The organism is Pseudomonas sp. TWP3-1 (assembly GCF_049896625.1).
GTDB lineage: Bacteria > Pseudomonadota > Gammaproteobacteria > Pseudomonadales > Pseudomonadaceae > Aquipseudomonas.
In genome coordinates this window covers 87,883-112,948 of the sequence record NZ_JAFCUQ010000015.1, presented here as the reverse complement: position 1 = coordinate 112,948, position 25,066 = coordinate 87,883, and the positions used below count along the sequence as shown (strand labels likewise).

Sequence of the window (25,066 nt, the reverse complement as noted above, 5' to 3'; positions counted from 1 at the left end):
TGATTCTCAACCACGGGCCACCTCCAGACAGGTATCGACCACACTGCGGGTGGCTTCGGGTTTCGCCAGACGGCGGGCCGCTTGGGCCATTTCTTCAAGTCGTTGCGGTTGCATCAAGACCTCTGTCAGGCGCGCGGCAAGATCCGCTGCACCAGTCGTTCTTTGCGGCATCAGGAAGGCTGCGCCTTCACGGGCCAAATAATCGGCGTTGCGGGTCTGGTGATCGTCGATCGCGTGGGGCAAAGGCACCAGCATCGAGGGCAGACCGGCGGCGGCCAGTTCACTGATGGTCAATGCGCCTGCACGGCACACCACCAGGTCAGCCCAGCCATACGCCTGGGCCATGTCTTTGATGAACGGCTGCACCTGCGCTTCAACGCCGGCGGCGCGGTAGCGCTCTGCAGTCACTTCATCGTGGTTTCTGCCAGCCTGATGGAAAACTTCCGGACGCAAATCGGCAGCGACTTGCGCCAGCGCTTCAGGCAGCAATTTGTTCAACGGCTCTGCGCCCAGGCTTCCGCCGAGGATCAGCAAACGCGCTTTGCGCCCGGCGAGGGCCGGACGCGGTGTGTCGAGGAACAGCTCGCTGCGCACCGGATTCCCGGTGGTACGGCGGCTGTCCGACAGGGTAAAGGTGTCGGGGAACGCTTCACACACTCGGGCGGCGAACGGCACCAGCAACCGATTGGCGGTGCCGGCCACAGCGTTCTGCTCGTGCACGATCACCGGCACGCCGGCCAGTTTCGCGGCGAGGCCACCGGGGCCGGTCACATAACCGCCGAAGCCGACCACACACACCGGACGCAGACGGCGAATGATCGCCCGCGCCTGCCACACTGATTTCAGAAGCATCAACGGCGCCTTGAGCAGCGACAGCTTGCCCTTGCCGCGCAGACCGCTGGCGTTGATCCGGTGCAACTCAAGCCCTGCGGCCGGCACCAGATCGTTTTCGATGCCGCGCGGCGTGCCGAGCCAGTGCACGGTGTAACCGCGCGCCTGAAACTCGCGGGCACAGGCCAGCGCCGGGAACACGTGGCCGCCGGTTCCGCCGGCCATGATCAATACGTTAGCGCCCATGATTCGGCTCCTCTGCGAAGTCGCTCTCATGGAATTCCATTTCTTCACTGCCCAGGTGGGTTCGACTCTCCCACTCGATGCGCAGCAACAAGCCGAGGCAGGCACAGCAAATCACCAACGAGCTGCCGCCGTAACTGAGGAACGGCAGGGTCAGGCCCTTGGTCGGCAGCAGGCCGACGTTCACACCGATATTGATCAGGAACTGGCCGATCCACAGGAACGACAGGCCGTAGGCAACATAAGCGGCGAAGAATTGCTTGGCCTTCTCGGCCCACAAGCCGATGTACATGCCGCGAATACACACGAACACGAACAGCGCGACGGTGCACAGCGAACCAACGGCGCCGAGTTCTTCGGCAAGTACCGAGAACACGAAGTCAGTGTGCGCTTCCGGCAGATAAAACTGTTTTTGCACGCTGTTGCCCAGACCTACGCCGAGCCATTCGCCGCGACCGAATGCGATCAGGGCTTGCGACAACTGATAGCCGGCGCCGAACTGGTCAGCCCACGGGTCGGCGAAGTTGGTCAGACGCGCCATTCGATAGGGCTGCATCTGAATCAGCAACACCACAGCACCGACGGCCAGCACCACCATCAGCGAGAAGCGGAACAGTCCGACCCCGCCAAGAAACAGCATCGCCGCCGCAGCACCCATCATTACAACGGTGGCACCGAAGTCCGGCTCCATCAGCAACAGGCCGGCCATCGGCAGCAGCACGATGAATGGCTTGAAGAAGCCCATCCAACTCTCGCGCACTTCTTTCTGACGGCGTACCAGATAACCGGCGAGGTAGATCACCACGAATACTTTCGCGATCTCCGACGGCTGCACGTTGAAGAAGCTGAAACCGATCCAGCGCATCGAGCCGTTAACCTCACGGCCGATCCCCGGGATGATCACCATGATCAGCAGACCGAACGCGCCGAGCAGCATCAACCAGCCGAGGCGCTGCCAGGTCGCGATCGGAATCATCATGGTGACGATGCACGCGCCCAGGCCCAGCACCACATAAATAAGGTGGCGAATCATGTAATACAGCGGACTGCCCGACTGCGCGGCGGCCACTTCAGTGGATGCCGAGGCGATCATGATCAAGCCGAGGCCGAGCAGTGCCAGGCAACCGGCAAGCATCGGAAAATCGAGGTCGATGCCGCGTCCGGTAATCAGCGGCGACGGGTACGGCTTGATGATGTTTCTCAGGTTCATGCCAATTCCTCCACGGCGCGGACGAACTGGTGACCACGGTCTTCATAATTCTTGAACATGTCGAAACTGGCGCAGGCCGGCGACAGCAGCACTACATCACCCGGTTGGGCAGCAGCGCGGCATTGCTCGACAGCTTCGACCAGCGAGCCGACACGAATCAGTTGCACGTCATCACCGATGGCTGCGCCGATCTTGTCGGAGTCGCGGCCCATCAGGATCACGGCGCGGCAGTTGGCCGTCACCGGATCGCGCAGATCGTTGAATTCGGCACCCTTGCCGTCGCCACCGGCGATCAGCACGACTTTGCCGTCGATGTCCGCGCCGAGGCCTTCGATGGCCGCCAGTGCGGCGCCAACGTTGGTGGCTTTGGAGTCGTTGTAGTAGCCAACGCCGTCCAGATCACGCACCCACTGGCAACGGTGTTCGAGTCCGGCAAAACTGCGCAGCGCGCTGAGCATCGCATCGAACGGCAGACCGACCGCATGACCAAGCGCCAGCGCCGCGAGGGCGTTGGACTGGTTGTGCGCGCCGCGCACTTTCAGTTCACGCACCGGCATCAGGTTCTGGAATTCGAAGGCCAGATATTTCTCGCCGTCTTCTTCACGAATACCAAATGCCTTGAAATCAGGTTTGCTCAGGCCGAAGGTCCAGCATGGCTGGCCCTCGCCAATCAGTGGACGGCTGAGTGCGTCCTGACGGTTGACCACAAACTGCTTCGCCCCACGGAAGATCCGGTGCTTGGCCAGGTGATAAGCCGGCAGACCGCTGTAGCGATCCATATGGTCTTCACTGATGTTCAGCACGGTCGCCACTTCGGCGTTGAGCTGATCGGTGGTTTCCAGTTGGAAACTCGACAGTTCCATCACATACAACTCAACGTCGTCGCTGAGCAGATCCAGCGCCGGCGTCCCGAGATTGCCACCGACCGCCACGCGCTTGCCGGCCGCAGCCGCCATCTCGCCGACCAGTGTGGTGACGGTGCTTTTCGCATTGGAACCGGTGATCGCGATAATCGGCGCTTTCGCGTTACGCGCGAACAACTCGATGTCGCCGGACATTTTCACGCCACGCGCCGCAGCGGCTTGCAGGGCCGGGGTCGCCAGCGCCAGTCCGGGGCTCACGTAGAGCTCGTCGGCCCGGCACAGAAACTCAACGTCCAGCTCGCCACAACGCACTTCCACGTGCGGATAGTCACGCTTGAGCGTGGCCAGTTCCGGTGGATTGTCCCGCGTGTCTGCCACGGCAAACGACGTGCCCCGGTTCGCCAGGAAGCGAACCAGGGACATGCCGCTCTTGCCGAGGCCGACAACGATGCGGAAGTGGTCAGAAGCGATCAGAGACACTCGTTCTACCTCAGCTTCAGGGTGGCAAGGCCAACCAGCACGAGAATCACGGTGATGATCCAGAAACGGACAATCACGCGCGGCTCGGGCCAGCCCTTGAGTTCAAAGTGGTGGTGAATCGGCGCCATGCGGAATACGCGGCGACCGGTCAGCTTGAAGGATGCAACCTGGATGACCACCGAAAGGGTTTCCATCACGAACACGCCGCCCATGATGAACAGGACGATTTCCTGCCGCACGATCACGGCGATGGTGCCCAGCGCTGCGCCGAGTGCCAGCGCGCCGACGTCACCCATGAATACTTGTGCCGGATAGGTGTTGAACCACAGGAAGCCGAGCCCGGCACCGATCAGCGCACCGCAGAACACGATCAGCTCGCCCGCGCCCGGTACGTACGGGATCAACAGGTATTCAGCGAATTTCACGTTACCCGACAGGTAGCAGAAAATGCCCAGACCACCGCCGACCATCACGGTTGGCATGATCGCCAGGCCGTCGAGGCCGTCAGTCAGGTTGACTGCGTTGCTCGAGCCAACAATCACAAAGTAGGTCAGCACGATGAAGCCGAAGCCCAGCGGAATGCTGTAGTCCTTGAGCATCGGCAGAATCAGGGTGGTCTCCACCGGCGTGGAAGCGGTCATATACAGGAAGATCGCTGCGCCGAGGCCGAACACCGATTGCCAGAAATACTTCCAGCGGCTCGGCAGGCCACGCGAGTTCTTCTCGATGACTTTGCGGTAATCGTCGACCCAACCGATGGCGCCGAACAGCAAGGTCACCAGCAGCACGGTCCACACATAGCGGTTGCTCAGGTCAGCCCACAGCAGCGTGCTGACGCCGATCGAAGACAGAATCAGCGCGCCGCCCATGGTCGGGGTGCCCGACTTGGACAGGTGCGATTGCGGACCGTCGTTACGCACCGATTGACCGATCTGACGGTTCTGCAGGGTGCGGATCATCCACGGGCCGTAGCACAGCGACAAAACCAGCGCGGTCAGCACACCGAGAATCCCGCGCAGGGTCAGGTACTGAAAGACCGCGAAGCCTTTGTAGAACTGTTGCAGATACTCCGCTAGCAGCAGCAGCATTAATGTTTCTCCAGACTTGACCCGCACAGAGCCGCAACGATGTTTTCCATCGCTGCACTGCGCGAACCCTTGATCAAAATGGTGGTGTTTGTGTCCTGCTCGACGGCGAGGGCCTGAATCAGTTCGGCTTGTGTGCCGAAATGCTGCGCCTGCTCACCGAACGCGTTGACGGCGTGAAGCATGTTTGGCCCGACCGCGTACAGCGCGGATACCTTGCCCCGGGCGTATTCGCCCACGTCGCGGTGCCCCTGCTCCGCCCAGTCGCCCAACTCGCCGATATCTCCGAGCACCAGGACGGTGCGGCCGGAAAAGCCGGCGAGTATATCAACGGCCGCGCACATGGAGGTGGGGTTTGCGTTGTAAGTGTCATCAATTACGCGCATGCCGTTTTTGGCCAGTTGCGCGACGGTGCGACCCTTGACCGGTTGTACCGCGCCAAGCCCGGTGGCAATGCCGAACAGTGACACGCCCAAAGCGTGGGCCGCAGCAGCGGCAGCCAAGGCATTGGCAACGTTATGCGTGCCGAGCAGGTTCAGTTGCACCCGTTCCACACCTTCAGGACTGTGCAGATTGAACGCCGGGCAACCGCGTGCATCGGTGGCCAGATCGCTGGCGTAGAAGTCTGCTTGAGTGTTGCTCAAGGCGAAGGTCAGCACTTTGCGACCCGCGGCGCGGGTCTTCCAGATGCCGAACGCCTTGTCATCAAGATTGAGCACGGCGACGCCATCAGCGGCCAGGCCTTCGATGATTTCGCCTTTGGCTTCGACGATTTTCTCCGGCCCGCCGAACTCGCCGACATGGGCGGTCCCTGCGTTGTTGAGGATCGCCACGTGCGGCTGGGTCAGCCCTACGGTGTAAGCAATTTCGCCCAAGCGCGAAGCGCCCAGTTCGATGACTGCCGCGCTGTGTTCAGCGGCAAGTTCGAGCAAGGTCAGCGGTACGCCGAGGTCGTTATTCAGATTGCCGCGGGTCGCATGCACCGAGCCACGGGTGCGCAGAATGCTCGCGAGCATTTCCTTGACCGTGGTTTTGCCGCTGGAACCGGTAACTGCCGCCACTGGCTGAGCAAATGCCGAGCGGTTCAGGGCACCCAACTGGCCGAGGGCCTGACGGGTATCCTTGACCAACAATTGCGGCAAAGTGCTGTCGGCGACTTCACGCTCGACCAGTGCTGCAACCGCGCCTTTAGCGGCGACGTCATTCAAATAGTCGTGACCGTCGAAGCGCGGGCCGGTCAGGGCGATAAACAGTTGGCCAGGCTTGATCGCCCGGCTGTCGATGCTCACGCCGTCGAAACTTGCGTCGCCAGCGATCAGGCGTGCGTCGAGGGCGTTGGTCAGCTCGCTGAGCTTGAGTGCTTTAAGCATGGCTCACCTCCCACGCGGTCAGGGCGTGATCCGCCTCGACCAGATCAGAGAAGGCATGACGCTCGCCGTTGATTTCCTGATAGTCCTCGTGACCTTTACCGGCCAGAACAATCACGTCATCGGCGGTTGCGCCAGCAATCAGTTGTGCAATCGCCTGGCCACGGCCGGCGACGAAGGTGACTTTATCCACAGCGGTGAAACCGGCGCGGATGTCATCGAAAATCACTGCCGGATCTTCAGTGCGCGGGTTGTCATCGGTGACCAGCACACGGTCAGCCAGACGCTCGACCACTTCGGCCATCAGCGGACGCTTGCCGCGATCACGGTCGCCGCCGCAGCCGAACAGGCACAGCAACTGGCCTTTGACGTGCGGGCGCAGCGCGGTCAGCACTTTTTCCAGCGCATCCGGGGTATGCGCGTAATCGACCACCACCAGCGGCTGAGTACCACCGCCGAGACGCTGCATGCGTCCGGCCGGGCCTTCGAGCTTGGGCAGCACTTTGAGAATTTCGTCCAGCGCGTAATCCAGACCGAGCAAAGCGCCGACCGCAGCCAGTACGTTGCTCAGGTTGAAACGGCCAAGCAGCGTGCTGCGCAGGTGATGTTCGCCCTGCGGCGTGACCAGCGTGGCGCGCACGCCGTGGTCATCGAACTGCGCTTCGCGGCAATACAGGTAAGCGCTCTTGTCGAGCAGGCTGTAAGTAATCAGGCGCGACTCGCGTTTTTCGGCAGCCAGTTGCTGGCCGAAGTCGTCGTCGAGGTTGACCACGCGGCACTTCAGGTCATTCCAGGCGAACAGCTTGGCCTTGGCCTCGCCGTAAACCTGCATGCTGCCGTGGTAATCCAGATGATCACGCGACAGGTTGGTCATCACCGCCACGTCGAATGCCAGCGCAGTAACACGCCCCTGATCCAGACCGTGGGAGGAAACTTCCATGGCCACGGCTTTGGCGCCGGCCTTTTTCAGGTCGCCGAGCGTCGCTTGCACGGCAATCGGATTCGGTGTGGTATGCAGGCCGCTTTGCAGCGCGCCGTAGAAACCGGTGCCGAGGGTGCCGACAATCCCGCAATGCTGACCGAGCAGATCCAGCGCCTGCGCGACGAGTTGGGTGACGCTGGTCTTGCCGTTGGTGCCGGTCACGCCGACCAGATTCAGATGATGGCTTGGCTCACCGTAGAAGCGTCCGGCGATGTCCGACAGCTGCGCCGCCAGACCTTTGACCGGAATCAGAGGCACGTCGGTGATTGGCAGTACGGTGGCGCCTTCGACTTCATAAGCCACGGCTGCGGCGCCGCGTTGCAAGGCATCGGCGATGTGCGCACGGCCATCAAATTTGCCGCCGGGCACCGCGAGGAACAAATCACCCGCGCGTACGTTACGGCTGTCCAGCGCCAGTTCACGGATCAACAGATCGTGGCCGGCGTGGGGGAAAATCTTGTTCAGACTAAGAGACATCAGCCGCGCCCTCCATTGGCTTTCAGCGGAACGACCGGGTTGGCATTGGCCTGTTGTGTGGTCGGCAGGTTGTCCGGGGTGACGTTCATCAGGCGCAGGGTGCCGGACATCACACGGCTGAACACCGGCGCGGAAACCAGACCACCGAAGTAACCGGCCTTGCTCGGTTCATCGATCACTACAACGATTGCATAGCGCGGATCGCTCATCGGACCGAAACCGGCGAACAGCGAACGGTACGAGTTTTCGGCGTAACCCTTGGTGCCGACCGAGGTTTTACGTGCAGTACCGGACTTGCCGGCCACGTGATACGCCGGCACCTGCGCACGGAACACGCCGCGCGGCGCCTCGATCACTTGGGTCAGCATGCCTTGCATGGTTTTCGCCACGGTTTCGGGGAGCACTTGCGTGGTCTGCGGCATTTTGTCGGTTTTGATCAGGGTCAGCGGCGCGAGGCGACCGTTGTTGGCCAGCGCCGAGAACGCATGCACCAACTGGATCGCGGTCACGGAAATACCGTAGCCGTAAGACAGCGTCGCCGTTTCAGCTTTACGCCACTCGCGGTAGTTCGGCAGGTTGCCCACACGCTCGCCCGGGAAACCGAGACCGGTGTCCTGGCCAAGACCGACTTTCTGCGCGAGACGGAAAATCGTTTCGCCGCCGATATCGAACGCGACCTTGCTCATGCCGACGTTACTGGAATTGATCAGGATGCCGGTCAGATCAAGCACCGGGCCTTCGGATTTGGAAACGTCTTTGATGGTGTATTTGCCGATCTGCAAAGTCCCCGGATACACCTCGACGGTGTCACTCGGTTTCCAGCGGCCGGTTTCGATGGCGGCGCTCATCGAGATGGCTTTCATGGTCGAGCCAGGCTCGAACACGTCGATCATCGCGCGGTTACGCATCATCGCCGGCTGCAGGTTGCGGCGGTTGTTCGGGTTATAAGTCGGCTGATTGACCATGGCCAGAATCTCGCCGGTCTTCACGTCCATGATCACCAGGCTGCCAGCCTTGGCGCCGTTCTCGATGATCGCGTTACGCAGCTCGCGGTTGGCCAGATATTGCAGACGCAGGTCAATCGACAACGCCAAGGGCTTGCCGGCCTTGGCGTTTTTGGTGACCTGGACATCCTTGATCAGGCGTCCGCGCCGATCCTTGATGACTTGGCGTTTGCCGGGAACACCGGCCAGCCATTCGTCGTAGGCCAGTTCGACCCCTTCGCGACCGTGATCATCAATGTCGGTAAAGCCGACCATGTGCGCGGTGACTTCACCGGCCGGGTAGAAGCGGCGGAACTCTTCGATGCCGTACACGCCCGGCACTTTCAGATCGAGCACCGACTGGCCCTGCTCGGGGGTCAGCCCGCGCACCAGATAAATGAATTCTTTGTTGGCCTGAGCTTCGAGGCGTTCGGTCAGGGCTTTCGGATCCTGACCGAGGGCGGCAGCCAGTGCTGGCCACTTTTCCTTGGCGGTCTGCATTTCCTTGGCGTTGGCCCACAGGGTGGTCACCGGAGTACTGACGGCCAAAGGCTCGCCATTACGGTCGGTGATCAGGCCACGGTGTGCCGGAATCGGAATGTGCCGCAGACTGCGCGCGTCGCCCTGACCTTTGAGGAAGTCACGGTCGACCACTTGCAGGTCGATGATGCGCCAGCAAATTGCAGCCACCATCACGCCGAGCAGCGCGACCATCAACCGGAACCGCCACGGAAAGAGCGCGCCTTCGAGTTTCATCATGGCGCCACCATCTTCACGTCAGCCGCGCCAGGGATGTGCATTTTCAGCTGTTCGCTGGCCAGCACTTCGATCCGGCTGTGGGCGGTCCAGGTGCTCTGCTCGAGAATCAGCCGGCCCCACTCGGCCTGCGCCTTGTCGCGCACGCTGAGTTCGTTGTACAGATTGTTCAGCAACTGGCGGTTCCAGTGCGCGCTGTAAGACACGGCGATGGCCGATACGAGCACGCCGACAAACAGCAGCAGCATGAAAAAGCTGCCGCCCGGCAGGGGCTTGGCGAAAAGCTTGCTCACCGCAACTTCTCCGCCACGCGCATGACGGCGCTACGCGAACGTGGGTTGGCTTTGAGTTCGGCGTCGGAGGCCGTCTGCGCTTTGCCATGGACTTTGATTTTCGGTTCGAACGCTACGTGGCGAACCGGCAGGTTGCGCGGCAGGTTATCGGCTTCGCCTTTCACCAGTTTGCGCATGAACAGTTTGACGATGCGGTCTTCCAGCGAGTGGAAGCTGATCACGACCAGACGACCGCCGACTTCCAGCGCTTCCAGAGCGGCTTCGAGACCGGCCTCCAGATCGCCCAATTCGTTGTTGACGTGAATGCGCAGCCCCTGGAATGCACGGGTGGCCGGGTTCTTGCCCTTTTCCCACGCCGGGTTGGCGACTTTCAGCACTTCAGCCAGATCGGCGGTGCGCTCGAACGGCTTGATGTCGCGGCGCTCGGCAACGGCGCGCGCCATGCGACCGGAGAAACGTTCTTCGCCGTATTCCTTGAACACTCGAGCGATTTCTTCGGCCGGCGCGGTGTTGACGAACTCGGCCGCGCTGATGCCGCGCGACGGGTCCATGCGCATGTCCAGCGGGCCGTCGTTGAGGAAACTGAAGCCGCGTTCGGCATCATCGAGCTGCGGCGAAGACACGCCGAGGTCGAGCAGAATGCCGCTGACCTTGCCGTCCATACCGCGCTCGGCGACTTCCGAACCGAGCTCGGCAAAGCTGCGCTGCACAACGACAAAGCGGCCGTCTTCGGCCGCTAGCGTTTGCCCGGTGGCAATCGCTTGTGGATCTTTATCAAATCCAAGAAGCCGACCGTCAGGACCGAGCTTGCTGAGGATCAACCGACTGTGCCCGCCGCGCCCGAACGTACCGTCCAGATAGCATCCATCAGGACGTACGACGAGAGCCTCGACGGCTTCGTCAAGCAGTACGGTGATGTGGTTAAAGCCGCTATCAATAGTCACAGGATCAAATCACGCAGTTCGTCAGGCATGGCGCCCGGTTGTTGAATAGCAGCCAGGTCAGCGGCAGAAACCGCATTCCAGGCATCCTCGTCCCACAATTGGAACTTGTTCAGTTGGCCCACCAGCATCGCGCGCTTATCAAGCCTGGCGTATTCGCGCAGACGCGGCGGAACCAGAAAACGACCACTGCCATCGAGTTCGAGGTCGACGGCATTACCAATCAGCAAACGTTGCAGGCGACGGTTCTCTTCGCGAAGCGAAGGAAGCGCGCGCAGCTTGGTTTCAATAATTTCCCACTCATCGAGCGGGTAGACACTCAGGCATGGATCAACGGCATCAATGGTCACGATCAACTGGCCGGAACTACGCGAAACGAGCTCGTCACGGTACCGGCTCGGCATAGCGAGACGGCCCTTTGCATCGAGACTGATAGCGTTAGCTCCGCGAAACACGTCAGCGTTTCTCCAATTTTTATCGTTTTGAGCTCAAAAAACCCACTTCATGCCACTTTCCGCCACTTGCGCACACTATAGGAATGCGCCCACCACACCGTCAAGGCGCGCATTAAAGGAAAACCCTTACAGAACGGAGATTTAGCAGCATAAAAGGAGGTGTAACGGGAATCTGACGTCGACTTGAGGGCAATAACTTGATGCAGCACGGAAGGCTGCGCTCGAAAGTTAATGTAATTTGTTAAGAGTAAGATTTTTTCGGTATTACAAACGCGCTTCTGCTGTTGATTGAAGCGCAGTGGGAAATGGCTATTACTGCGGGGTGCCGCTGCCGAACTTTCCGAGCAGGGCTGCTGATAATTAACAGCCCTGTCACTTCAATTTCAAGCAGGGAAAAGAAAAAGGTGGAGAGTCGATCTGTAAGCCGGGTTCTGTCTTGAACAGTCATTCGTCTACGATGGCCATCACTGGACATCTTTAGCAACCTACCCGGTCCCAGCGCGGGCCACGCCTTGGGACCCTATTTGGTCTTGCTCCAAGTGGGGTTTACCTAGCCACGAACTGTTGCCAGACGTGCGGTGCGCTCTTACCGCACCTTTTCACCCTTACCGGCGCCGAAGCGCTTAGGCGGTTATTTTCTGTGGCACTTTCCGTAGGCTCACGCCTCCCAGGCATTACCTGGCACTTCGCCCTATGGAGCCCGGACTTTCCTCCCCCCCCTAATTTTCATAGAGGGCAGCGACTGTCCGATCGACTCTCCGCCGCAAAGGTTAACGGCAGAGCGGCCGAAGAACAAGCGCTAAAAGCCCCAAGAGCGTTATGGGCGACGGCTTACACGCCTTTTTGCTGATCCAGCGCCACTTGATACAGAACGTTTTTGCGCTCACCGGTGATTTGCGCTGCCAAAGCCGCTGCGCGCTTGAGCGGCATCTCTTCGAGCAGAAGATTGAGCACACGCATCGCCTCGCTGCTGACCGCGTCTTCCGATTCCGGCGCTGTCCAGCCCGCAACCACGACTACGCACTCGCCGCGCTGCTGATTGCTGTCCGATTCGACGAATGCGCGCAACTCAGCCATCGGCAAACCCTTGAGGGTTTCGAAGGTTTTGGTGATTTCCCGCGCGAGCAATGCCGGGCGATCAGGACCGAATACTGTCTCCATGTCCTGCAGACATTCGAGGATGCGGTGCGGCGCTTCGTAGAAAATCAACGTGCGCGGCTCTTCCTTGATCGCTTCCAGACGCGCCTTTCGGCCGACAGCCTTGGCTGGCAAAAAACCTTCAAAGATAAAACGATCCGACGGCAGACCGGCAGCCGACAACGCGGCGATCAACGCACAGGCACCGGGCACCGGCACCACATTGACGCCGGCGGCGCGCGCCTGACGCACCAGGTGATAACCCGGATCGGAAATCAGCGGCGTGCCCGCATCGGAGATCAAGGCTATGTTGTCGCCAGCGAGCAGTCGCGTGATAAACCGGCTGCCTTCATCGCGCTCGTTGTGCTCATGACAAGCCGCCAACGGCGTGGAAATACCGAAATGCTGCATCAGCCGCTGGGAGTGACGCGTGTCCTCGGCGGCAATCAGCGCCACTTCACGGAGGATTTTCAACGCGCGGGCGCTGATGTCGTCCAGGTTGCCGATGGGCGTCGCCACCACAAATAGCGAGCCAGCAGCGGAATTCAAAGCACCTGGAGCAGTCAAAGCGCACACCTCATGATCGGTAAAAGCCGCCATTGTAGCGTGTCACGCGACTGGCGACGCACTCGGTGCAGACACGGTTTGTCGCACTGTTATGCCGGGCGATTGTGGTTTCACCAGCTAAATTGACTGATTCACGCCAGCAACGTCGCGCCCCGGCCAGTGCTTGGGTACAATTCCACGCTAATTTGATCGAGTATCAGGAACACTTACATGATCGCTTGCCTGCGGCTGTTTACTGCCCTCTGCCTCGCTGCCTTGCTGGCGGCTTGCGCCAGCAATTCTTCTTCCAGCCTTGGCGAACTTCCACGGACCCCGGATGCCAGCATCGAGCAACTGCTCGAGCAGGCCGCTCAAAGCAAAACCCCGGAAAAAGCTGCGTTGCTGCGCCTGAGCGCTGCTGACCTGGCCTATCGTCAGGGCAACGCCGGCCAGTCCGCGCAGATCCTGCAACAAGTGCCGATGGAGCAACTCAAGCCCGGCCAGCAGGTCTTCGCTGCCACCTTGTCTGCTGAGCTGGCGATGACCCGCAACCAGCCGAAAGCGGCGCTGACGGCTTTGAGCCATCCAAGCCTGCAACGTCTCGGCGAGCTGTCCGAAGAGCAACAAGTGCGCACCGGCACCGTTCACGCCCGCGCCCTTGAAGCAGACGGCCAGACTCTGGCTGCCGCCCGCGAGCGCATCTTCATCGCGCCGATGCTGCAGGGTGAAGCCGCCAGCAAAAACCACGAAGCGATCTGGACCCTGATCGCCTCTCTGCCGACCGAGCAACTGCAACCGACTACCACCGACGACCTCGGCGGCTGGATGAGCCTGGCTCTGGCAGTGAAAACCGCCGGCACTCTGGAACAGCAGCAAGCCGCGATCGACACCTGGCGCGCGCAGAACCCGAAACACCCGGCCGCGATCAACCTGCCGCTGCCGCTGACCAAACTCAAGGAACTGGCGAGCCAGCCACTGAGCAAGATCGCCCTGCTGCTGCCGCAAGACGGCCCGCTCGCTGCGGTCGGCAAAGCGTTGCGCGAAGGCTTCATGGCTGCTCACTATCAAGCGCAACAGGCCGGTCAAAACCCGCCAGCCATCCAGTTCTATGACAGCTCGAAACTGAGCAACCTCGACGAGTTCTATCGCAAGGCTCAGGCCGATGGCGTGCAACTGGTTGTCGGCCCGCTGGAAAAACCACTGGTCAAACAACTGAGCACTCGTCCGCAACTGCCGATCACCACCCTCGCGCTGAACTACAGCGAAGGCGAACAAGGTCCAGCGCAGTTGTTCCAGTTCGGTCTGGCCGCTGAAGACGAAGCTCGTGAAGTATCCCGCCGCGCCCGCGCCGACGGCCTGCATCGCGCCGCAATCATGGTGCCGAAAGGCGAATGGGGCGACCGCGTGTTGCGTGCGTTCAGCCAGGACTGGCAAGCCAACGGCGGCAGCATCGTCGCCACCGAGCGCGTCGATCAGCCGGTACAACTGGCCCAGCAGATCGCTGACATGTTCCAGCTGCGTCAGAGCGAAGGTCGCGCCAAGAGCCTGCAGAATGCTGCTGGCACCAACGTAGCCGCACAGCCCTCGCGCCGTCAGGACATCGAGTTCATCTTCCTCGCCGCCACCCCGCAACAGGCGCAGCAGATCAAGCCGACCCTGAACTTCCAGTACGCTGGTGACGTTCCGGTTTACGCGACTTCGCACGTGTTCAGCGCCAGCGGTGACGTCAACCAGTACAACGACATGAACGGCGTGCGCTTCTGCGAAACGCCTTGGTTGCTGGATGCCAACGATCCGTTGCGCAAACAAGTGGCCGCGCAATGGCCGCAAGCCTCAGGCAGCCTCGGTCGTCTGTACGCGATGGGTGTTGATGCCTATCGTCTGGCGCCGCGCCTCGGTCAACTCAAGGCCTTGCCGGACAGCCGTATCGAAGGTCAATCGGGCAGCCTCGGCATGACCCAGACCCAGCGCGTGGTTCGCCAGTTGCCATGGGCGCAGTTCGTCAGCGGTCAGATTCAGCGCCTGCCGGACACCCCGCGCTGATGCCCGACGCGGCACACCTGCAAAGCGGCAAGGATGCCGAGCGCCTAGCGCTCGAGCATCTGCAACAGCACGGTCTGCGCCTGTTGGCGCAGAACTGGTTATGCAAACGCGGCGAGCTTGATCTGGTCATGCTTGATGGCGATACAGTAGTATTCGTCGAAGTCCGTTACCGAAAGAACACTCAATGGGGTGGCGCGCTCGACAGCATCGATGGGCGCAAGCGGCAGAAAGTGATTTTCGCCGCGCAGTTTTTTCTTCAGCGTGAGTCGCGCTGGGCCAATTCCCCCTGCCGTTTCGACGTGGTGGCCATCGACAGCCATCATGATCAACTGAACTGGTTGCAGAATGCGTTCGACAGTTGAGCGCCTGCGCCGACCCGGACATTGTCACCCAACAATTTTGCTCTTTGCTTTGCGGGCTGCACATTCACGTGCCGGACAGCCGCGCTAATTAAGGTCACACAGATGGACATGCAATCCCGAATTCGCCAGCTTTTTCAGGCCAGTATCGACACCAAGCAACAGGCGATGGACGTACTTGCACCGCACATCGAGCAAGCCAGCCAGGTGATGGTCAACGCGTTGCTCAACGAGGGCAAAATGCTTTCGTGCGGCAACGGCGGCTCGGCCGGCGATGCACAGCACTTTTCTTCGGAACTGCTCAACCGCTTCGAGCGCGAGCGCCCGAGCCTGCCGGCCATCGCACTGACCACCGATAGCTCGACGATCACCTCGATCGCCAACGACTACAGCTACAACGAAGTGTTCTCCAAGCAGATCCGCGCCCTCGGCCAGCCAGGCGACGTTTTGCTGGCGATTTCGACCAGCGGCAATTCGGCGAACATTATTCAAGCGATCCAGGCCGCACATGATCGCGAAATGATTGTCGTAGCATTGACCGGCCGCGATGGCGGAGGCATGGCATCACTGCTGCTGCCCGAGGACGTCGAGATTCGCGTACCGGCCAACGTCACCGCACGTATTCAGGAAGTCCACTTGCTGGCGATCCATTGCCTTTGTGATCTGATCGACAGCCAACTGTTCGGGAGTGAAGAATGACCCCTAATCGCCTAGGCCTACTGGCCCTGACCCTGTGCCTCGGCATCAGCGGCTGCACCTCGGTGGTCAACGCCAGCCGTGAAGCGCCGATTGAAGATGACCGTGGCACGCGCACCTTCGGCAGCAAGATCGATGACTCGCTGATCGAAACCAAAGTCGGCGTCAACATCGCCAAGGCCGATCCGGCACTGGACAACGATTCGCACGTTGTCGTCACCAGCTTCAACGGCGTGGTGCTGCTGGCCGGCCAAACCCCGCGCGCAGACCTCAAGGCCAAAGCCGAACAGGCAGCCGCCAGCGTGCAGCGCGTGAAGAAAGTACACAACGAACTGCAAGTCATCGCGCCTTCCGGGTTCGTCGCCCGCCAGAACGATTCGTGGCTGACCACCAAGATCAAAACCCAGATGCTCACCGACGCCAGCATCCCTGGCTCGCGAATCAAGGTCATCACCGAGAACGGCATCGTTTACCTGCTGGGCCTGCTGACCAAACAGGAAGCCGCTCAGGCGACCAACCTGGTGCAAGGCGTGAGCGGCGTACAGAAGATCGTGAAGCTGTTCGAATACATCGACTGATCACGTTTTCTGCGCAATAAAAAAGGCGACCCTCTCGGGTCGCCTTTTTTATTACTTCACCACTTTCAGACTTGGCCGGCCGCTAGGTCGCGGCGGCTCGCTGCCCGGTGGTGGAACATCGTCATCCGGCTCGATCTCTTCCTCGTCATCCATCGGCGATTCCAGATCAAACACCATGCCCTGACCATTCTCCCGGGCATAGATACCCAGAATAGCGGCTATAGGCACGTACAGGCTGTGCGGGACACCACCGAAGCGACCTTCGAAGGTCACCACGTCGTTGTCCATGTGCAAATGCCGTACAGCGCTTGGCGAGACGTTCAGGACAATCTGCCCGTCACTGGCGAAACCCTGCGGAACCTGCACCGCCGGGTATTCGGAATTGACCAGCATGTGCGGGGTGCAATCGTTATCCACAATCCACTCGTAGAGCGCGCGGACCAGATAGGGTCGACTGGAGTTCATAGCGGCTCCTTAAGCCTTAGCGCATGTCGCGTTCGACACCAGACAGACTCGCCTGGAATGCCTCACGCGCAAACGAGCGCTCCATGTAATCAAGCAACGGCTTGGCCGGCCGTGGCAGTTCAATACCCAGAATCGGCAAACGCCAGAGTATTGGCAATAGGCAGCAATCCACCAGACTTTGTTCCTCACTGAGGAAAAACGGCTTGTCGGCGAACAACGGCGACACGCCAGTCAGGCTTTCACGCAATTCCTTGCGCGCCACGACGCGCGCGGCTTCCTTGGTGCGTGAATCCAGAATCAGATCCACCAGACCACACCAGTCACGCTGAATACGATGAATCAGCAGACGACTGTTGGCCCGCGCCACCGGATACACCGGGAGCAATGGCGGATGCGGGTAACGCTCATCCAGATATTCCATCACCACGGTCGACTCCCACAACGCCAGGTCACGATCGACCAGCGTGGGCAGACTGCCGTAAGGGTTCACCTCAATCAGTTTAGGCGGCTGACGACCAGCCTCCACGTAAATGATCTCGGCGCTGACACCCTTCTCTGCAAGTACGATGCGCACTCGGTGGGAATAGTGGTCGGCGGGGTCGGAGTAACAGGCCAACCGATTGGTCACGCCCATGGCGATCCTCCTCGCTTGTTGAAATTATCGGAGCCGGAAAAACGCGCGCGCCCAGAGGGCGTCTCCCGCAACATCTGGCAGACCAGACGTTGCGTTTACAGAGACGCCCTTGGGCGCGCGCGATTAACAGCAATTGCTTGAAGCGTATCAGTGCACGTCTTTCCAGTATTCACGCTTGAGCAGGTAGGCGAACACAAAGAAGAACGCCAGGTACAACAAGACGTAAGTGCCGATGCGCTGATGTTGCAGCTTAACCGGGTTAGCCGAGTAAGCCAGGAAGGTTACCAGATTCTTGACCTTCTCATCGAACTGCTCTTCGTTAAGAGCACCGGACTTCGGCACGATGGTCAACTGATCGCACGCTTCATGAGTCAGCGGCGTACCGGTCAGCGGATCATATTGCTTCTTGCCGTCCTCGACGATCTGCACCTGCTTGCAGCCAACCACCTGACGACCTTGCAGGCCGACCAGCACGTTAGGCATGCCGACGTTCGGGAAGACCTTGTTGTTCACGCCCCACGGGCGCGCAGGATCTTCGTAGAACGACTTCAGGTAACCGTAGAGCCAATCCGTGCCACGCACGCGAGCCACTAGCGTCAGATCTGGCGGCGCGGCGCCGAACCAGGTCTTGGCATCGGCTGGCTGCATGCCGATGTTCATGTGGTCGCCAATCTTGGCACCGGTGAATACCAGTTTCTCCAGCATCAACTCGTGCGGAACGCCGAGGTCATCGGCTACACGCTCATAGCGCTGGAATTTGGCGCTGTGGCACCCCATGCAATAGTTTGCAAAGGTACGCGCGCCATCCTGCAGAGCAGCTTTATCGGAGACGTCGATGTCGACTTTTTCCAGTTCCGGTCCACCGTGTTCAGCGGCGAACGACAGCGCAGGCAAAGCAGCAAGAATCAGTGCAAAAAATAACTTTTTCATCAGCCAGTCACCCTTTCCGGAACCTTTTTGGTCTTCTCGAGCCTGGTGTAGAACGGCATCAGAATGAAGTAGGCGAAGTACAGGAAGGTGCAGACCTGCGACAGCAAAGTACGACCTGGCGTTGGCGCCAGAACACCCAACACCCCGAGAATCACGAACGATACGCAGAACACCAGCAGCCAGACTTTGCTCATCCAGCCTTTGTAGCGCATCGACTTGACCGGACTACGGTCGAGCCAAGGCAGGACGAACAGCACCGCAATTGCCGCACCCATGGCAATAACGCCCATGAGCTTGTCAGGGATCGCCCGCAGAATTGCGTAGTACGGCGTGAAGTACCAGACCGGCGCAATGTGCTCCGGTGTCTTGAACGGGTTGGCTGGCTCGAAGTTCGGTTTTTCGAGGAAGTAACCGCCCATTTCCGGGAAGAAGAACACGATGAAGCAGAAGATGAACAGGAACACTACAACGCCGACGATATCTTTCACCGTGTAGTACGGGTGGAAGGCAATGCCGTCCAGCGGGATACCGTTTTCGTCTTTGTGTTTCTTGATGTCGACGCCGTCCGGGTTGTTCGAGCCGACTTCGTGCAGCGCCAGAATGTGCAGCACCACCAGACCGAGAATCACGATCGGCAGCGCCACAACGTGCAAGGCGAAGAAGCGATTCAGGGTGATCCCGGAAATCAGGTAGTCACCACGAATCCACTGAGTCAGGTCGTTGCCGATCACCGGAATCGCGCCGAACAGCGAGATGATCACCTGCGCGCCCCAGTAGGACATCTGGCCCCACGGCAGCAGATAACCCATGAAAGCCTCGGCCATCAACGCCAGGTAGATCAGCATGCCGAACACCCAAACCAGCTCACGCGGCTTCTGGTATGAACCGTAGAGCAAGCCACGGAACATGTGCAGATAGACCACGATGAAGAACGCCGAAGCGCCAGTGGAGTGCAGCAGACGCAGGATCGAGCCGTACTCGACGTCGCGCATGATGTATTCGACAGAAGCAAATGCCTCTTCCGCCGAAGGGGTGTAGCTCATCGTCAGCCAGACACCGGTAACGATCTGGTTGACCAGAACCAGCAGCGCGAGCGAACCGAAGAAATAGAAGAAGTTGAAGTTTTTCGGAGCGTAATATTTGCTGAGATGGTCTTCCCACATTTTGGTCGCAGGGAAGCGCGCATCAACCCAATCCATGAACTTGCTCATCACGCTTTCTCCGTATCGACGCCAATGACAATGATGTCGTCGGTCTCATAGGAATGCGGGGGTACTGGCAGGTTCAAAGGCGCAGGTTGCGACTTGTAGACGCGGCCAGCCAGATCGTAGTGGGAACCGTGGCAAGGGCAGAAATAGCCGCCGACCCAGTCCTTGCCCAGATCCGCGGGTGCCACTTCGGGACGGAAGGTTGGTGAGCAACCCAAGTGGGTGCAGATACCGATCAGCAGGAGGATCTCCGGCTTGATCGAACGCACTTCCGGATCGACATAAGTAGGTTGCGCGGAGTTTTTGGAGGTCGGATCGGAGAGCTGGCCCTCGATCTTTTTCAGATTCCCCAGGATTTCCTCGGTACGGCGGACAATGAACACCGGCTGGCCACGCCATTCAGCAATCATCTGCTGTCCTGGCTCGACTTTGCTGACATTCACTTTCACCGGTGCACCGGCGGCTTTCGCCTTGGCACTGGGAAACCATGACCCCACGAACGGGACCGCAGCCCCCACCGCTCCTGCAGCACCCACCACGGATGTGGCTGCTACCAAGAAGCGACGCCGGCCTGCATTCACGCCGTCATTGCTCATTCAGTCCTCTCCCATCAGCTTTGTGGCCTGTTAAATCAGGCATCTACTAAATATGAATCTATGTACTTATAAAAATTTTGCCGAATGGTAATGAAAAGCCCCAATTCTGACAAGGGAATTACCCGGAGGCTTGGGCCTCAGGCCTTGCAGTATAGGGGGTCTACGAATGAGGCAAGTTGTCACAGCGCAATTGTTTGATAAATCGCAGGCATAAAAAAACGCCCGGATCCGTGAGGATGCCGGGCGTTCTTTTTGAACGCGGAAGCGAATTAACGCTTCGAGTACTGCGGACGCTTACGCGCTTTACGCAGACCAACTTTCTTACGTTCAACTTCACGGGCGTCGCGAGTAACGAAGCCAGCTTTGCGCAGAGCGCCACGCAGGGTTTCGTCGTAGTCCATCAGTGCGCGAGTGATACCGTGGCGGATTGCGCCAGCTTGACCACTTACACCACCACCGAGCACGGTGACGTAGATGTCGAACTTCTCGACAGTCTCAGTCAGTTCCAGCGGCTGACGAACTACCATGCGGGCAGTTTCGCGGCCGAAGAAGTTTTCCAGGGTGCGGTTGTTGATGGAAATGTTACCAGTACCCGGACGCAGGAAAACGCGTGCGGTTGCGGTCTTGCGACGGCCAGTGCCGTAATTTTGAGTCGCCGACATAATGTACTATTCCGTTAAAACTTCAGTTCTTGGGGCTGCTGAGCAGTATGTGGGTGTACAGCGCCCGCATAGACTTTCAGCTTACGGTACATGTCGCGACCCAGTGGGTTTTTAGGCAGCATGCCTTTAACCGCGGTCTCGATCACGCGCTCAGGGGCCTTGGCGATCAGTTTTTCGAAGTTGATCGACTTGATACCGCCCGGGAAACCGGAGTGGGAGTAGTAGATTTTGTCAGTGGTTTTAGCACCGGTAACACGAATCTGCTCAGCATTGATTACGACGATGTAGTCGCCGGTGTCAACGTGAGGAGTGTACTCGACCTTGTGCTTGCCACGCAGACGGCTGGCGATTTCAGTGGCCAGACGACCCAGGGTCTGACCAGCAGCGTCGACGACAAACCAGTCGCGCTGTACTGTTTCCGGTTTAGCAGTAAAAGTTTTCATTCTTTATAGCCTCAGGGGCCGCCCTGTAAATTAGACGGCGGATCTTACTGAATAGTGCGTACTTTGACAAGTCAAAGGCAGCCGGATACAGACGCTTTCGGGGGCTCGGGTCGGCGCGTCCGTTCAACGGCAAGATTCTTCGGCGGCGGCGCATCACTTCCACTGCAGAAAGAGGTCGGCAATTATGCAGATTGCGAAAAATATTTCAACCTGCTTTTATGATTGTTTTGCCCAAGGAGCACCCGATGGACTATCGCCAGCTAGGCCGTACCGACCTGAACGTGAGTGCAATCTGCCTCGGCACCATGACCTGGGGCGAGCAAAACACTGAAGCTGAAGCCTTCGCCCAGATCGAACGAGCCAAGGAAGCCGGGATCAATTTCATCGACACCGCCGAGATGTACCCGGTGCCGCCGAAAGCCGAAACCTATGCCACCACCGAGCGCTACATCGGCAATTACTTCAAGAGTCGCGGCGACCGCGCGGACTGGATTCTGGCGAGCAAGATCGCCGGCCCGGGCAACACCATCGACTACATCCGCGACAAGAATTTGCGCCACAACCGCCAGCACATCACCCAGGCAGTGGACGCCAGCCTCGCGCGCCTGCAGACCGACTACATCGACCTGTATCAGCTGCATTGGCCGGAACGCAGCACCAACTTCTTCGGCCAGCTCGGCTATAAGCACCAGACCGAAGCCAACCTGACGCCGCTCGAAGACACCCTCGAAGCACTCGACGAGCAAGTGCGCGCCGGCAAGATTCGCCATATCGGCCTGTCGAACGAAACACCGTGGGGCACCATGCGGTTTCTTGCGTTGGCCGAAGCCCGTGGCTGGCCGCGCGCGGTGTCGATCCAGAACCCGTACAACCTGCTCAACCGCAGTTTCGAGATAGGTCTGGCGGAAATCGCCATCCGTGAACAGTGCGGTCTGCTCGCCTATTCGCCACTGGCGTTCGGGTTCCTGTCGGGCAAGTACGAGGGTGGCGCACGCCCACCGAAGGGCCGCCTGAGTCTCTACAGCCGCTTCAGCCGCTACTTCAATGCGCAATCGGAGGCGGCGTGCAGCCGTTATGTGGCATTGGCACGCGAACACGATCTGGATCCGGCGCAGATGGCCTTGGCCTTTGTAAATCAGCAGCCGTTCGTCACCAGCAACATCATTGGTGCGACGACGCTGGAACAACTGGATAGCAACATCGCCAGCTATGAGCTGAAACTTTCCGACGAAGTGCTGGCGGGGATTGAGGCGATTCACAAGGATCATCCGAATCCGGCCCCTTGATTGATCGTCAAAACCAATCGCGGGCAAGCCACGCTCCCACAGGTTCAGCGATACCTGTGGGAGCGTGGCTTGCCCGCGATGCCGCCACTTCAGTCACTGCAAGTCACAACGACCTGGCAATAATTTCCTTCATGATTTCATTGGTGCCGGCATAGATCCGCTGCACTCGCGCATCCGCCCACGCCCGGGCCACCGGGTATTCCCACATGAATCCGTAACCGCCATGCAACTGCACGCATTCGTCGAGCACCTTGCATTGCAGGTCGGTGCCCCAGTATTTGGCCATCGCCGCCGTCGGTACGTCGAGTTTGCCTTGCAGATGCAATTCCAGGCAGCGGTCGACGAATACCCGGCCGATCTGAATCTCGGTAGCCATTTCCGCCAGTTTGAAACGAGTGTTCTGGAAGTCGGCAATCGCCTTGCCGAACGCCTTGCGATCACGCGTGTAATCCAGCGTCCACTGCAACGCGGCTTCCGCCGAAGCCAGCCCCCCGATCGCCACTGTAAGACGCTCCTGAGGCAATTCCTGCATCAGATAAGCGAACCCTGCCCCGGCCTGACCCAGCAGGTTTTCTTTCGGCACGCGCACGTCCTGGAAGAACAATTCCGACGTGTCCTGGGCCTTCATTCCGACCTTCTCCAGGCGCTTGCCCTTGTCGAAGCCCGGCGTATTCGCCTCGACCAGAAACAGGCTGGTGCCCTTGGCCCCGGCCTTCGGATCGGTCTTGGCCACGACGATTACCAGATCCGCCAGAAAACCATTGGTGATGAAGGTCTTCGAGCCGTTGATCACGTACTCGTCACCGTCCAGCACCGCCGTAGTCTTCACGCCCTGCAGGTCCGAACCGGCGCCCGGCTCGGTCATGGCAATGGCGGTGACCATCTCGCCAGAGACCAGTTTCGGCAGGTATTTATGCTTCAGCGCTTCACTGCCGTAATGCAGGATGTATGGCGCGACGATGTCCGAGTGCAGCGAGAAACCGATACCGGTCAGACCCAGTCGCCCGACCTCTTCGATCACCACGGTGCTGTAGAGAAAATCCGCCCCCAGCCCGCCGTATTCTTCCGGCAGGTGCGAGCAAAGCATCCCCGCCTCCCCCGCCTTGTTCCACAGTTGGCGGTCGATGTAGCCCTGTTTTTCCCACTGTGCATGAAACGGCACGGCCTCTTTTTCGAGGAATGTTCGTACGCTGTCGCGGAACAATTCGTGCTCGGAGCTGAACAGGGTTCTGGGAATCATGCGTCACCTTTAGTTCTTGTTGGAGGGATCAGACCTTCAGAGACTATGCCTCGCATCCGATACAGGACACTGGACACATCCGACAAAAAATAAGACGATCCAGCCGTCTGATGACCACTTTCCCTTATAAAAACAAAACAAAAGTTGAATTATGTCTAAGCAAGTCTCCACGCCCTTGCGGCGCGTCAGCATCCTGGCGATCGACCGGGTTTTCGCTTCCACCCTCATGCAAGCCAAGGACTTCTTCCATCTGGCCAGCCTGCGCTACGGCAAACAACTGGGCCTGGGCCTGAATCCGGCGTTCGAAACGCGCCTGGTCAGTCCCGATGGCAAACCGGTGAACAGCTTCAGTAACGTGGTCATGCCGGTGGACGGCGGTCTGGAAAATGCCGATATCATCATCCTCCCGGCGTTCTGGGACGATTTCGACACGCTGTGCCAGCGCTACCCACAGATCCTGCCGTGGCTGCGCGAGCAACACGCGCGCGGTGCAGTGCTTTGCGCCGAGGCCACCGGGGTGTTCTGGCTGGCCGAGGCCGGGTTGCTCAACGGCAAGGAAGCAACCACCTACTGGCGCTTCTTCACCGCCTTCGCCGAGCGGTTCCCGCAGGTTTATCTCAATCAGGACAAGCACCTGACCGATGCCGACAACCTGTATTGCGCCGGCGGCACCACCTCGTCCTGCGATCTTTATATCTATCTGATCGAGCGCTTCTGCGGCGCTAACATCGCGCAAGCCGTGGCCCGCGACATCCTCTACGAGGTGCAGCGCAACTACGCGCCGGGGCGCATTGGTTTCGGCGGGCAGAAGCTGCATCAGGACGTGATCATCCTGCAGATTCAGCATTGGCTCGAAGAGCATTTCGCCGACAAATTCCGCTTCGAAGACGTCGCCCGCGAGCACGGCATGAGCATCCGCAACTTCATGCGCCGCTTCCAGACCGCGACGGGCGACAAGCCGCTGCACTACCTGCAACGGCTGCGCATCGAGACCGCCAAGGGCCTGCTGTCCGGCAGCCGCAAGAGCATCAAGACCATCAGTTACGAAGTCGGTTACGACGACGCGAGTTTCTTTGCACGGCTGTTCCGTCAGCACACTGAACTGTCGCCGAATCAGTATCGGCAGCAGTTTCAGCAAGCAGCCTAATCCCAAGCAACACACCAGCCCCTGTGGGAGCTGGCTTGCCAGCGATAGCGATGTTTCAGAGAAATGCATTCTGTCTGACACGACGCCATCGCGGGCAAGCCCGCTCCCACAGGGTTCGAGGTGAATTCGA

General features: G+C 59.5%; 25 protein-coding genes and 1 other RNA gene. 6 read left to right on the top strand and 20 right to left on the bottom strand.

The genetic code is table 11. The features are described 5' to 3' along the window. Positions 1-6 precede the first annotated feature (6 nt). The 12 genes from murG to rsmI form a co-directional block, all read right to left on the bottom strand. Complete coding sequence (gene murG / locus ACP7BN_RS20135) at positions 7-1,077, bottom strand: undecaprenyldiphospho-muramoylpentapeptide beta-N-acetylglucosaminyltransferase (RefSeq protein WP_426205777.1); 1,071 nt, start codon at positions 1,075-1,077, stop codon at positions 7-9. Next, complete coding sequence (gene ftsW / locus ACP7BN_RS20130) at positions 1,067-2,284, bottom strand: putative lipid II flippase FtsW (RefSeq protein ID WP_426205776.1); 1,218 nt, start codon at positions 2,282-2,284, stop codon at positions 1,067-1,069. The genes murG and ftsW overlap by 11 nt, the downstream gene beginning before the upstream one ends. Continuing rightward, on the bottom strand, positions 2,281-3,627 hold the full coding sequence (gene murD / locus ACP7BN_RS20125) for a UDP-N-acetylmuramoyl-L-alanine--D-glutamate ligase (protein ID WP_426205775.1): 1,347 nt from the start codon (positions 3,625-3,627) through the stop codon (positions 2,281-2,283). The genes ftsW and murD overlap by 4 nt, the downstream gene beginning before the upstream one ends. A gap of 5 nt (positions 3,628-3,632) precedes the next feature. Further along, entirely contained in the window at positions 3,633-4,715 is a 1,083-nt protein-coding gene (gene mraY, locus ACP7BN_RS20120) for a phospho-N-acetylmuramoyl-pentapeptide-transferase (RefSeq protein ID WP_420650849.1), read from the bottom strand. Further along, a complete protein-coding gene (locus tag ACP7BN_RS20115; RefSeq protein WP_426205774.1) occupies positions 4,715-6,082 on the bottom strand; it encodes a UDP-N-acetylmuramoyl-tripeptide--D-alanyl-D-alanine ligase in 1,368 nt (455 codons plus the stop codon). The genes mraY and ACP7BN_RS20115 overlap by 1 nt, the downstream gene beginning before the upstream one ends. Further along, positions 6,075-7,538 carry a UDP-N-acetylmuramoyl-L-alanyl-D-glutamate--2,6-diaminopimelate ligase gene (locus tag ACP7BN_RS20110; protein WP_426205773.1) on the bottom strand — a complete coding sequence of 488 codons (1,464 nt, stop codon included), beginning with the start codon at positions 7,536-7,538 and terminating at the stop codon, positions 6,075-6,077. The genes ACP7BN_RS20115 and ACP7BN_RS20110 overlap by 8 nt, the downstream gene beginning before the upstream one ends. Further along, entirely contained in the window at positions 7,538-9,277 is a 1,740-nt protein-coding gene (locus ACP7BN_RS20105) for a peptidoglycan D,D-transpeptidase FtsI family protein (protein ID WP_426205814.1), read from the bottom strand. The genes ACP7BN_RS20110 and ACP7BN_RS20105 overlap by 1 nt, the downstream gene beginning before the upstream one ends. Then, positions 9,277-9,570: a cell division protein FtsL gene (gene ftsL, locus ACP7BN_RS20100; protein ID WP_420650846.1), complete on the bottom strand. Its 294-nt coding sequence runs from the start codon at positions 9,568-9,570 to the stop codon at positions 9,277-9,279. Before ftsL ends, ACP7BN_RS20105 begins: the two co-directional genes overlap by 1 nt. After that, positions 9,567-10,514 (bottom strand): 16S rRNA (cytosine(1402)-N(4))-methyltransferase RsmH, encoded by a 948-nt coding sequence (rsmH, locus tag ACP7BN_RS20095; RefSeq protein WP_426205772.1) that lies wholly within the window; start codon positions 10,512-10,514, stop codon positions 9,567-9,569. Before rsmH ends, ftsL begins: the two co-directional genes overlap by 4 nt. Then, positions 10,511-10,966: a division/cell wall cluster transcriptional repressor MraZ gene (mraZ, locus tag ACP7BN_RS20090; protein ID WP_426205771.1), complete on the bottom strand. Its 456-nt coding sequence runs from the start codon at positions 10,964-10,966 to the stop codon at positions 10,511-10,513. The genes rsmH and mraZ overlap by 4 nt, the downstream gene beginning before the upstream one ends. A gap of 404 nt (positions 10,967-11,370) precedes the next feature. Beyond that, positions 11,371-11,724, bottom strand: an RNA gene (rnpB, locus tag ACP7BN_RS20085) — RNase P RNA component class A. 73 nt (positions 11,725-11,797) lie between these two features. Next, entirely contained in the window at positions 11,798-12,703 is a 906-nt protein-coding gene (gene rsmI, locus ACP7BN_RS20080; protein ID WP_426205770.1) for a 16S rRNA (cytidine(1402)-2'-O)-methyltransferase, read from the bottom strand. 177 nt (positions 12,704-12,880) lie between these two features. Here rsmI and ACP7BN_RS20075 point away from each other — a divergent pair, with 177 nt between their 5' ends. The 4 genes from ACP7BN_RS20075 (at position 12,881) to ACP7BN_RS20060 (ending at position 16,325) form a co-directional block, all read left to right on the top strand. Continuing rightward, positions 12,881-14,692 (top strand): penicillin-binding protein activator, encoded by a 1,812-nt coding sequence (locus ACP7BN_RS20075; RefSeq protein WP_426205769.1) that lies wholly within the window; start codon positions 12,881-12,883, stop codon positions 14,690-14,692. Continuing rightward, on the top strand, positions 14,692-15,054 hold the full coding sequence (locus ACP7BN_RS20070; RefSeq protein ID WP_420650842.1) for a YraN family protein: 363 nt from the start codon (positions 14,692-14,694) through the stop codon (positions 15,052-15,054). Before ACP7BN_RS20075 ends, ACP7BN_RS20070 begins: the two co-directional genes overlap by 1 nt. Positions 15,055-15,156: 102 nt before the next feature. After that, on the top strand, positions 15,157-15,750 hold the full coding sequence (locus tag ACP7BN_RS20065) for a phosphoheptose isomerase (protein WP_007928463.1): 594 nt from the start codon (positions 15,157-15,159) through the stop codon (positions 15,748-15,750). After that, positions 15,747-16,325: a BON domain-containing protein gene (locus tag ACP7BN_RS20060; RefSeq protein WP_420650841.1), complete on the top strand. Its 579-nt coding sequence runs from the start codon at positions 15,747-15,749 to the stop codon at positions 16,323-16,325. The genes ACP7BN_RS20065 and ACP7BN_RS20060 overlap by 4 nt, the downstream gene beginning before the upstream one ends. A gap of 51 nt (positions 16,326-16,376) precedes the next feature. Here ACP7BN_RS20060 and ACP7BN_RS20055 read toward each other — a convergent pair whose 3' ends face one another. The 7 genes from ACP7BN_RS20055 to rplM all read right to left on the bottom strand — a co-directional run bounded on the left by ACP7BN_RS20055 (position 16,377) and on the right by rplM (position 21,263). After that, on the bottom strand, positions 16,377-16,790 hold the full coding sequence (locus ACP7BN_RS20055) for a ClpXP protease specificity-enhancing factor (protein ID WP_420650840.1): 414 nt from the start codon (positions 16,788-16,790) through the stop codon (positions 16,377-16,379). Positions 16,791-16,806: 16 nt separating this feature from the next. Next, positions 16,807-17,424, bottom strand: a complete 618-nt coding sequence (locus ACP7BN_RS20050) for a glutathione S-transferase N-terminal domain-containing protein (RefSeq protein ID WP_007905304.1) — start codon at positions 17,422-17,424, stop codon at positions 16,807-16,809. A gap of 147 nt (positions 17,425-17,571) precedes the next feature. Further along, complete coding sequence (locus tag ACP7BN_RS20045; RefSeq protein WP_420650839.1) at positions 17,572-18,354, bottom strand: cytochrome c1; 783 nt, start codon at positions 18,352-18,354, stop codon at positions 17,572-17,574. Next, complete coding sequence (locus ACP7BN_RS20040) at positions 18,354-19,565, bottom strand: cytochrome b (protein WP_420650838.1); 1,212 nt, start codon at positions 19,563-19,565, stop codon at positions 18,354-18,356. Before ACP7BN_RS20040 ends, ACP7BN_RS20045 begins: the two co-directional genes overlap by 1 nt. After that, positions 19,565-20,158: a ubiquinol-cytochrome c reductase iron-sulfur subunit gene (gene petA, locus ACP7BN_RS20035; protein ID WP_420650837.1), complete on the bottom strand. Its 594-nt coding sequence runs from the start codon at positions 20,156-20,158 to the stop codon at positions 19,565-19,567. The genes ACP7BN_RS20040 and petA overlap by 1 nt, the downstream gene beginning before the upstream one ends. A 269-nt stretch (positions 20,159-20,427) precedes the next feature. Then, the gene (rpsI, locus tag ACP7BN_RS20030; RefSeq protein ID WP_420650836.1) at positions 20,428-20,820 is read right to left on the bottom strand and encodes a 30S ribosomal protein S9; all 393 of its coding nucleotides are present in this window, start codon (positions 20,818-20,820) and stop codon (positions 20,428-20,430) included. 14 nt (positions 20,821-20,834) lie between these two features. Beyond that, on the bottom strand, positions 20,835-21,263 hold the full coding sequence (rplM, locus tag ACP7BN_RS20025; RefSeq protein ID WP_420650835.1) for a 50S ribosomal protein L13: 429 nt from the start codon (positions 21,261-21,263) through the stop codon (positions 20,835-20,837). A 245-nt stretch (positions 21,264-21,508) separates the two neighbouring features. On the opposite strand from rplM, the gene ACP7BN_RS20020 reads away from it, so the two are divergent. Further along, positions 21,509-22,549 (top strand): NADP(H)-dependent aldo-keto reductase, encoded by a 1,041-nt coding sequence (locus ACP7BN_RS20020; RefSeq protein ID WP_426205768.1) that lies wholly within the window; start codon positions 21,509-21,511, stop codon positions 22,547-22,549. A 103-nt stretch (positions 22,550-22,652) separates the two neighbouring features. On the opposite strand, the gene ACP7BN_RS20015 is transcribed toward ACP7BN_RS20020, so the two are convergent. Then, a complete protein-coding gene (locus ACP7BN_RS20015) occupies positions 22,653-23,789 on the bottom strand; it encodes an acyl-CoA dehydrogenase family protein (protein WP_426205767.1) in 1,137 nt (378 codons plus the stop codon). A 250-nt stretch (positions 23,790-24,039) separates the two neighbouring features. Between ACP7BN_RS20015 and ACP7BN_RS20010 the strand changes: the two genes are divergently transcribed. Continuing rightward, complete coding sequence (locus ACP7BN_RS20010; protein WP_420650890.1) at positions 24,040-24,936, top strand: GlxA family transcriptional regulator; 897 nt, start codon at positions 24,040-24,042, stop codon at positions 24,934-24,936. Positions 24,937-25,066: the final 130 nt, after the last annotated feature.

What these genes read in the sequence shown, in the direction of transcription:
- ACP7BN_RS20055 (WP_420650840.1), bottom strand. Translation starts at nt 16,790, where the DNA reads ATGAACTCCAGTCGACCCTATCTGGTCCGCGCGCTCTACGAGTGGATT.
- ACP7BN_RS20105 (WP_426205814.1), bottom strand. Translation starts at nt 9,277, where the DNA reads ATGAAACTCGAAGGCGCGCTCTTTCCGTGGCGGTTCCGGTTGATGGTC.
- mraY (WP_420650849.1), bottom strand. Translation starts at nt 4,715, where the DNA reads ATGCTGCTGCTGCTAGCGGAGTATCTGCAACAGTTCTACAAAGGCTTC.
- rsmI (WP_426205770.1), bottom strand. Translation starts at nt 12,703, where the DNA reads ATGGCGGCTTTTACCGATCATGAGGTGTGCGCTTTGACTGCTCCAGGT.
- ACP7BN_RS20110 (WP_426205773.1), bottom strand. Translation starts at nt 7,538, where the DNA reads ATGTCTCTTAGTCTGAACAAGATTTTCCCCCACGCCGGCCACGATCTG.
- rpsI (WP_420650836.1), bottom strand. Translation starts at nt 20,820, where the DNA reads ATGTCGGCGACTCAAAATTACGGCACTGGCCGTCGCAAGACCGCAACC.
- ACP7BN_RS20070 (WP_420650842.1), top strand. Translation starts at nt 14,692, where the DNA reads ATGCCCGACGCGGCACACCTGCAAAGCGGCAAGGATGCCGAGCGCCTA.
- ftsW (WP_426205776.1), bottom strand. Translation starts at nt 2,284, where the DNA reads ATGAACCTGAGAAACATCATCAAGCCGTACCCGTCGCCGCTGATTACC.
- ACP7BN_RS20040 (WP_420650838.1), bottom strand. Translation starts at nt 19,565, where the DNA reads ATGAGCAAGTTCATGGATTGGGTTGATGCGCGCTTCCCTGCGACCAAA.
- ACP7BN_RS20050 (WP_007905304.1), bottom strand. Translation starts at nt 17,424, where the DNA reads ATGGGCGTGACCAATCGGTTGGCCTGTTACTCCGACCCCGCCGACCAC.
- ACP7BN_RS20045 (WP_420650839.1), bottom strand. Translation starts at nt 18,354, where the DNA reads ATGAAAAAGTTATTTTTTGCACTGATTCTTGCTGCTTTGCCTGCGCTG.
- petA (WP_420650837.1), bottom strand. Translation starts at nt 20,158, where the DNA reads ATGAGCAATGACGGCGTGAATGCAGGCCGGCGTCGCTTCTTGGTAGCA.
- rplM (WP_420650835.1), bottom strand. Translation starts at nt 21,263, where the DNA reads ATGAAAACTTTTACTGCTAAACCGGAAACAGTACAGCGCGACTGGTTT.
- ACP7BN_RS20060 (WP_420650841.1), top strand. Translation starts at nt 15,747, where the DNA reads ATGACCCCTAATCGCCTAGGCCTACTGGCCCTGACCCTGTGCCTCGGC.
- ACP7BN_RS20065 (WP_007928463.1), top strand. Translation starts at nt 15,157, where the DNA reads ATGGACATGCAATCCCGAATTCGCCAGCTTTTTCAGGCCAGTATCGAC.
- ACP7BN_RS20115 (WP_426205774.1), bottom strand. Translation starts at nt 6,082, where the DNA reads ATGCTTAAAGCACTCAAGCTCAGCGAGCTGACCAACGCCCTCGACGCA.
- ACP7BN_RS20015 (WP_426205767.1), bottom strand. Translation starts at nt 23,789, where the DNA reads ATGATTCCCAGAACCCTGTTCAGCTCCGAGCACGAATTGTTCCGCGAC.
- ACP7BN_RS20020 (WP_426205768.1), top strand. Translation starts at nt 21,509, where the DNA reads ATGGACTATCGCCAGCTAGGCCGTACCGACCTGAACGTGAGTGCAATC.
- murG (WP_426205777.1), bottom strand. Translation starts at nt 1,077, where the DNA reads ATGGGCGCTAACGTATTGATCATGGCCGGCGGAACCGGCGGCCACGTG.
- ACP7BN_RS20075 (WP_426205769.1), top strand. Translation starts at nt 12,881, where the DNA reads ATGATCGCTTGCCTGCGGCTGTTTACTGCCCTCTGCCTCGCTGCCTTG.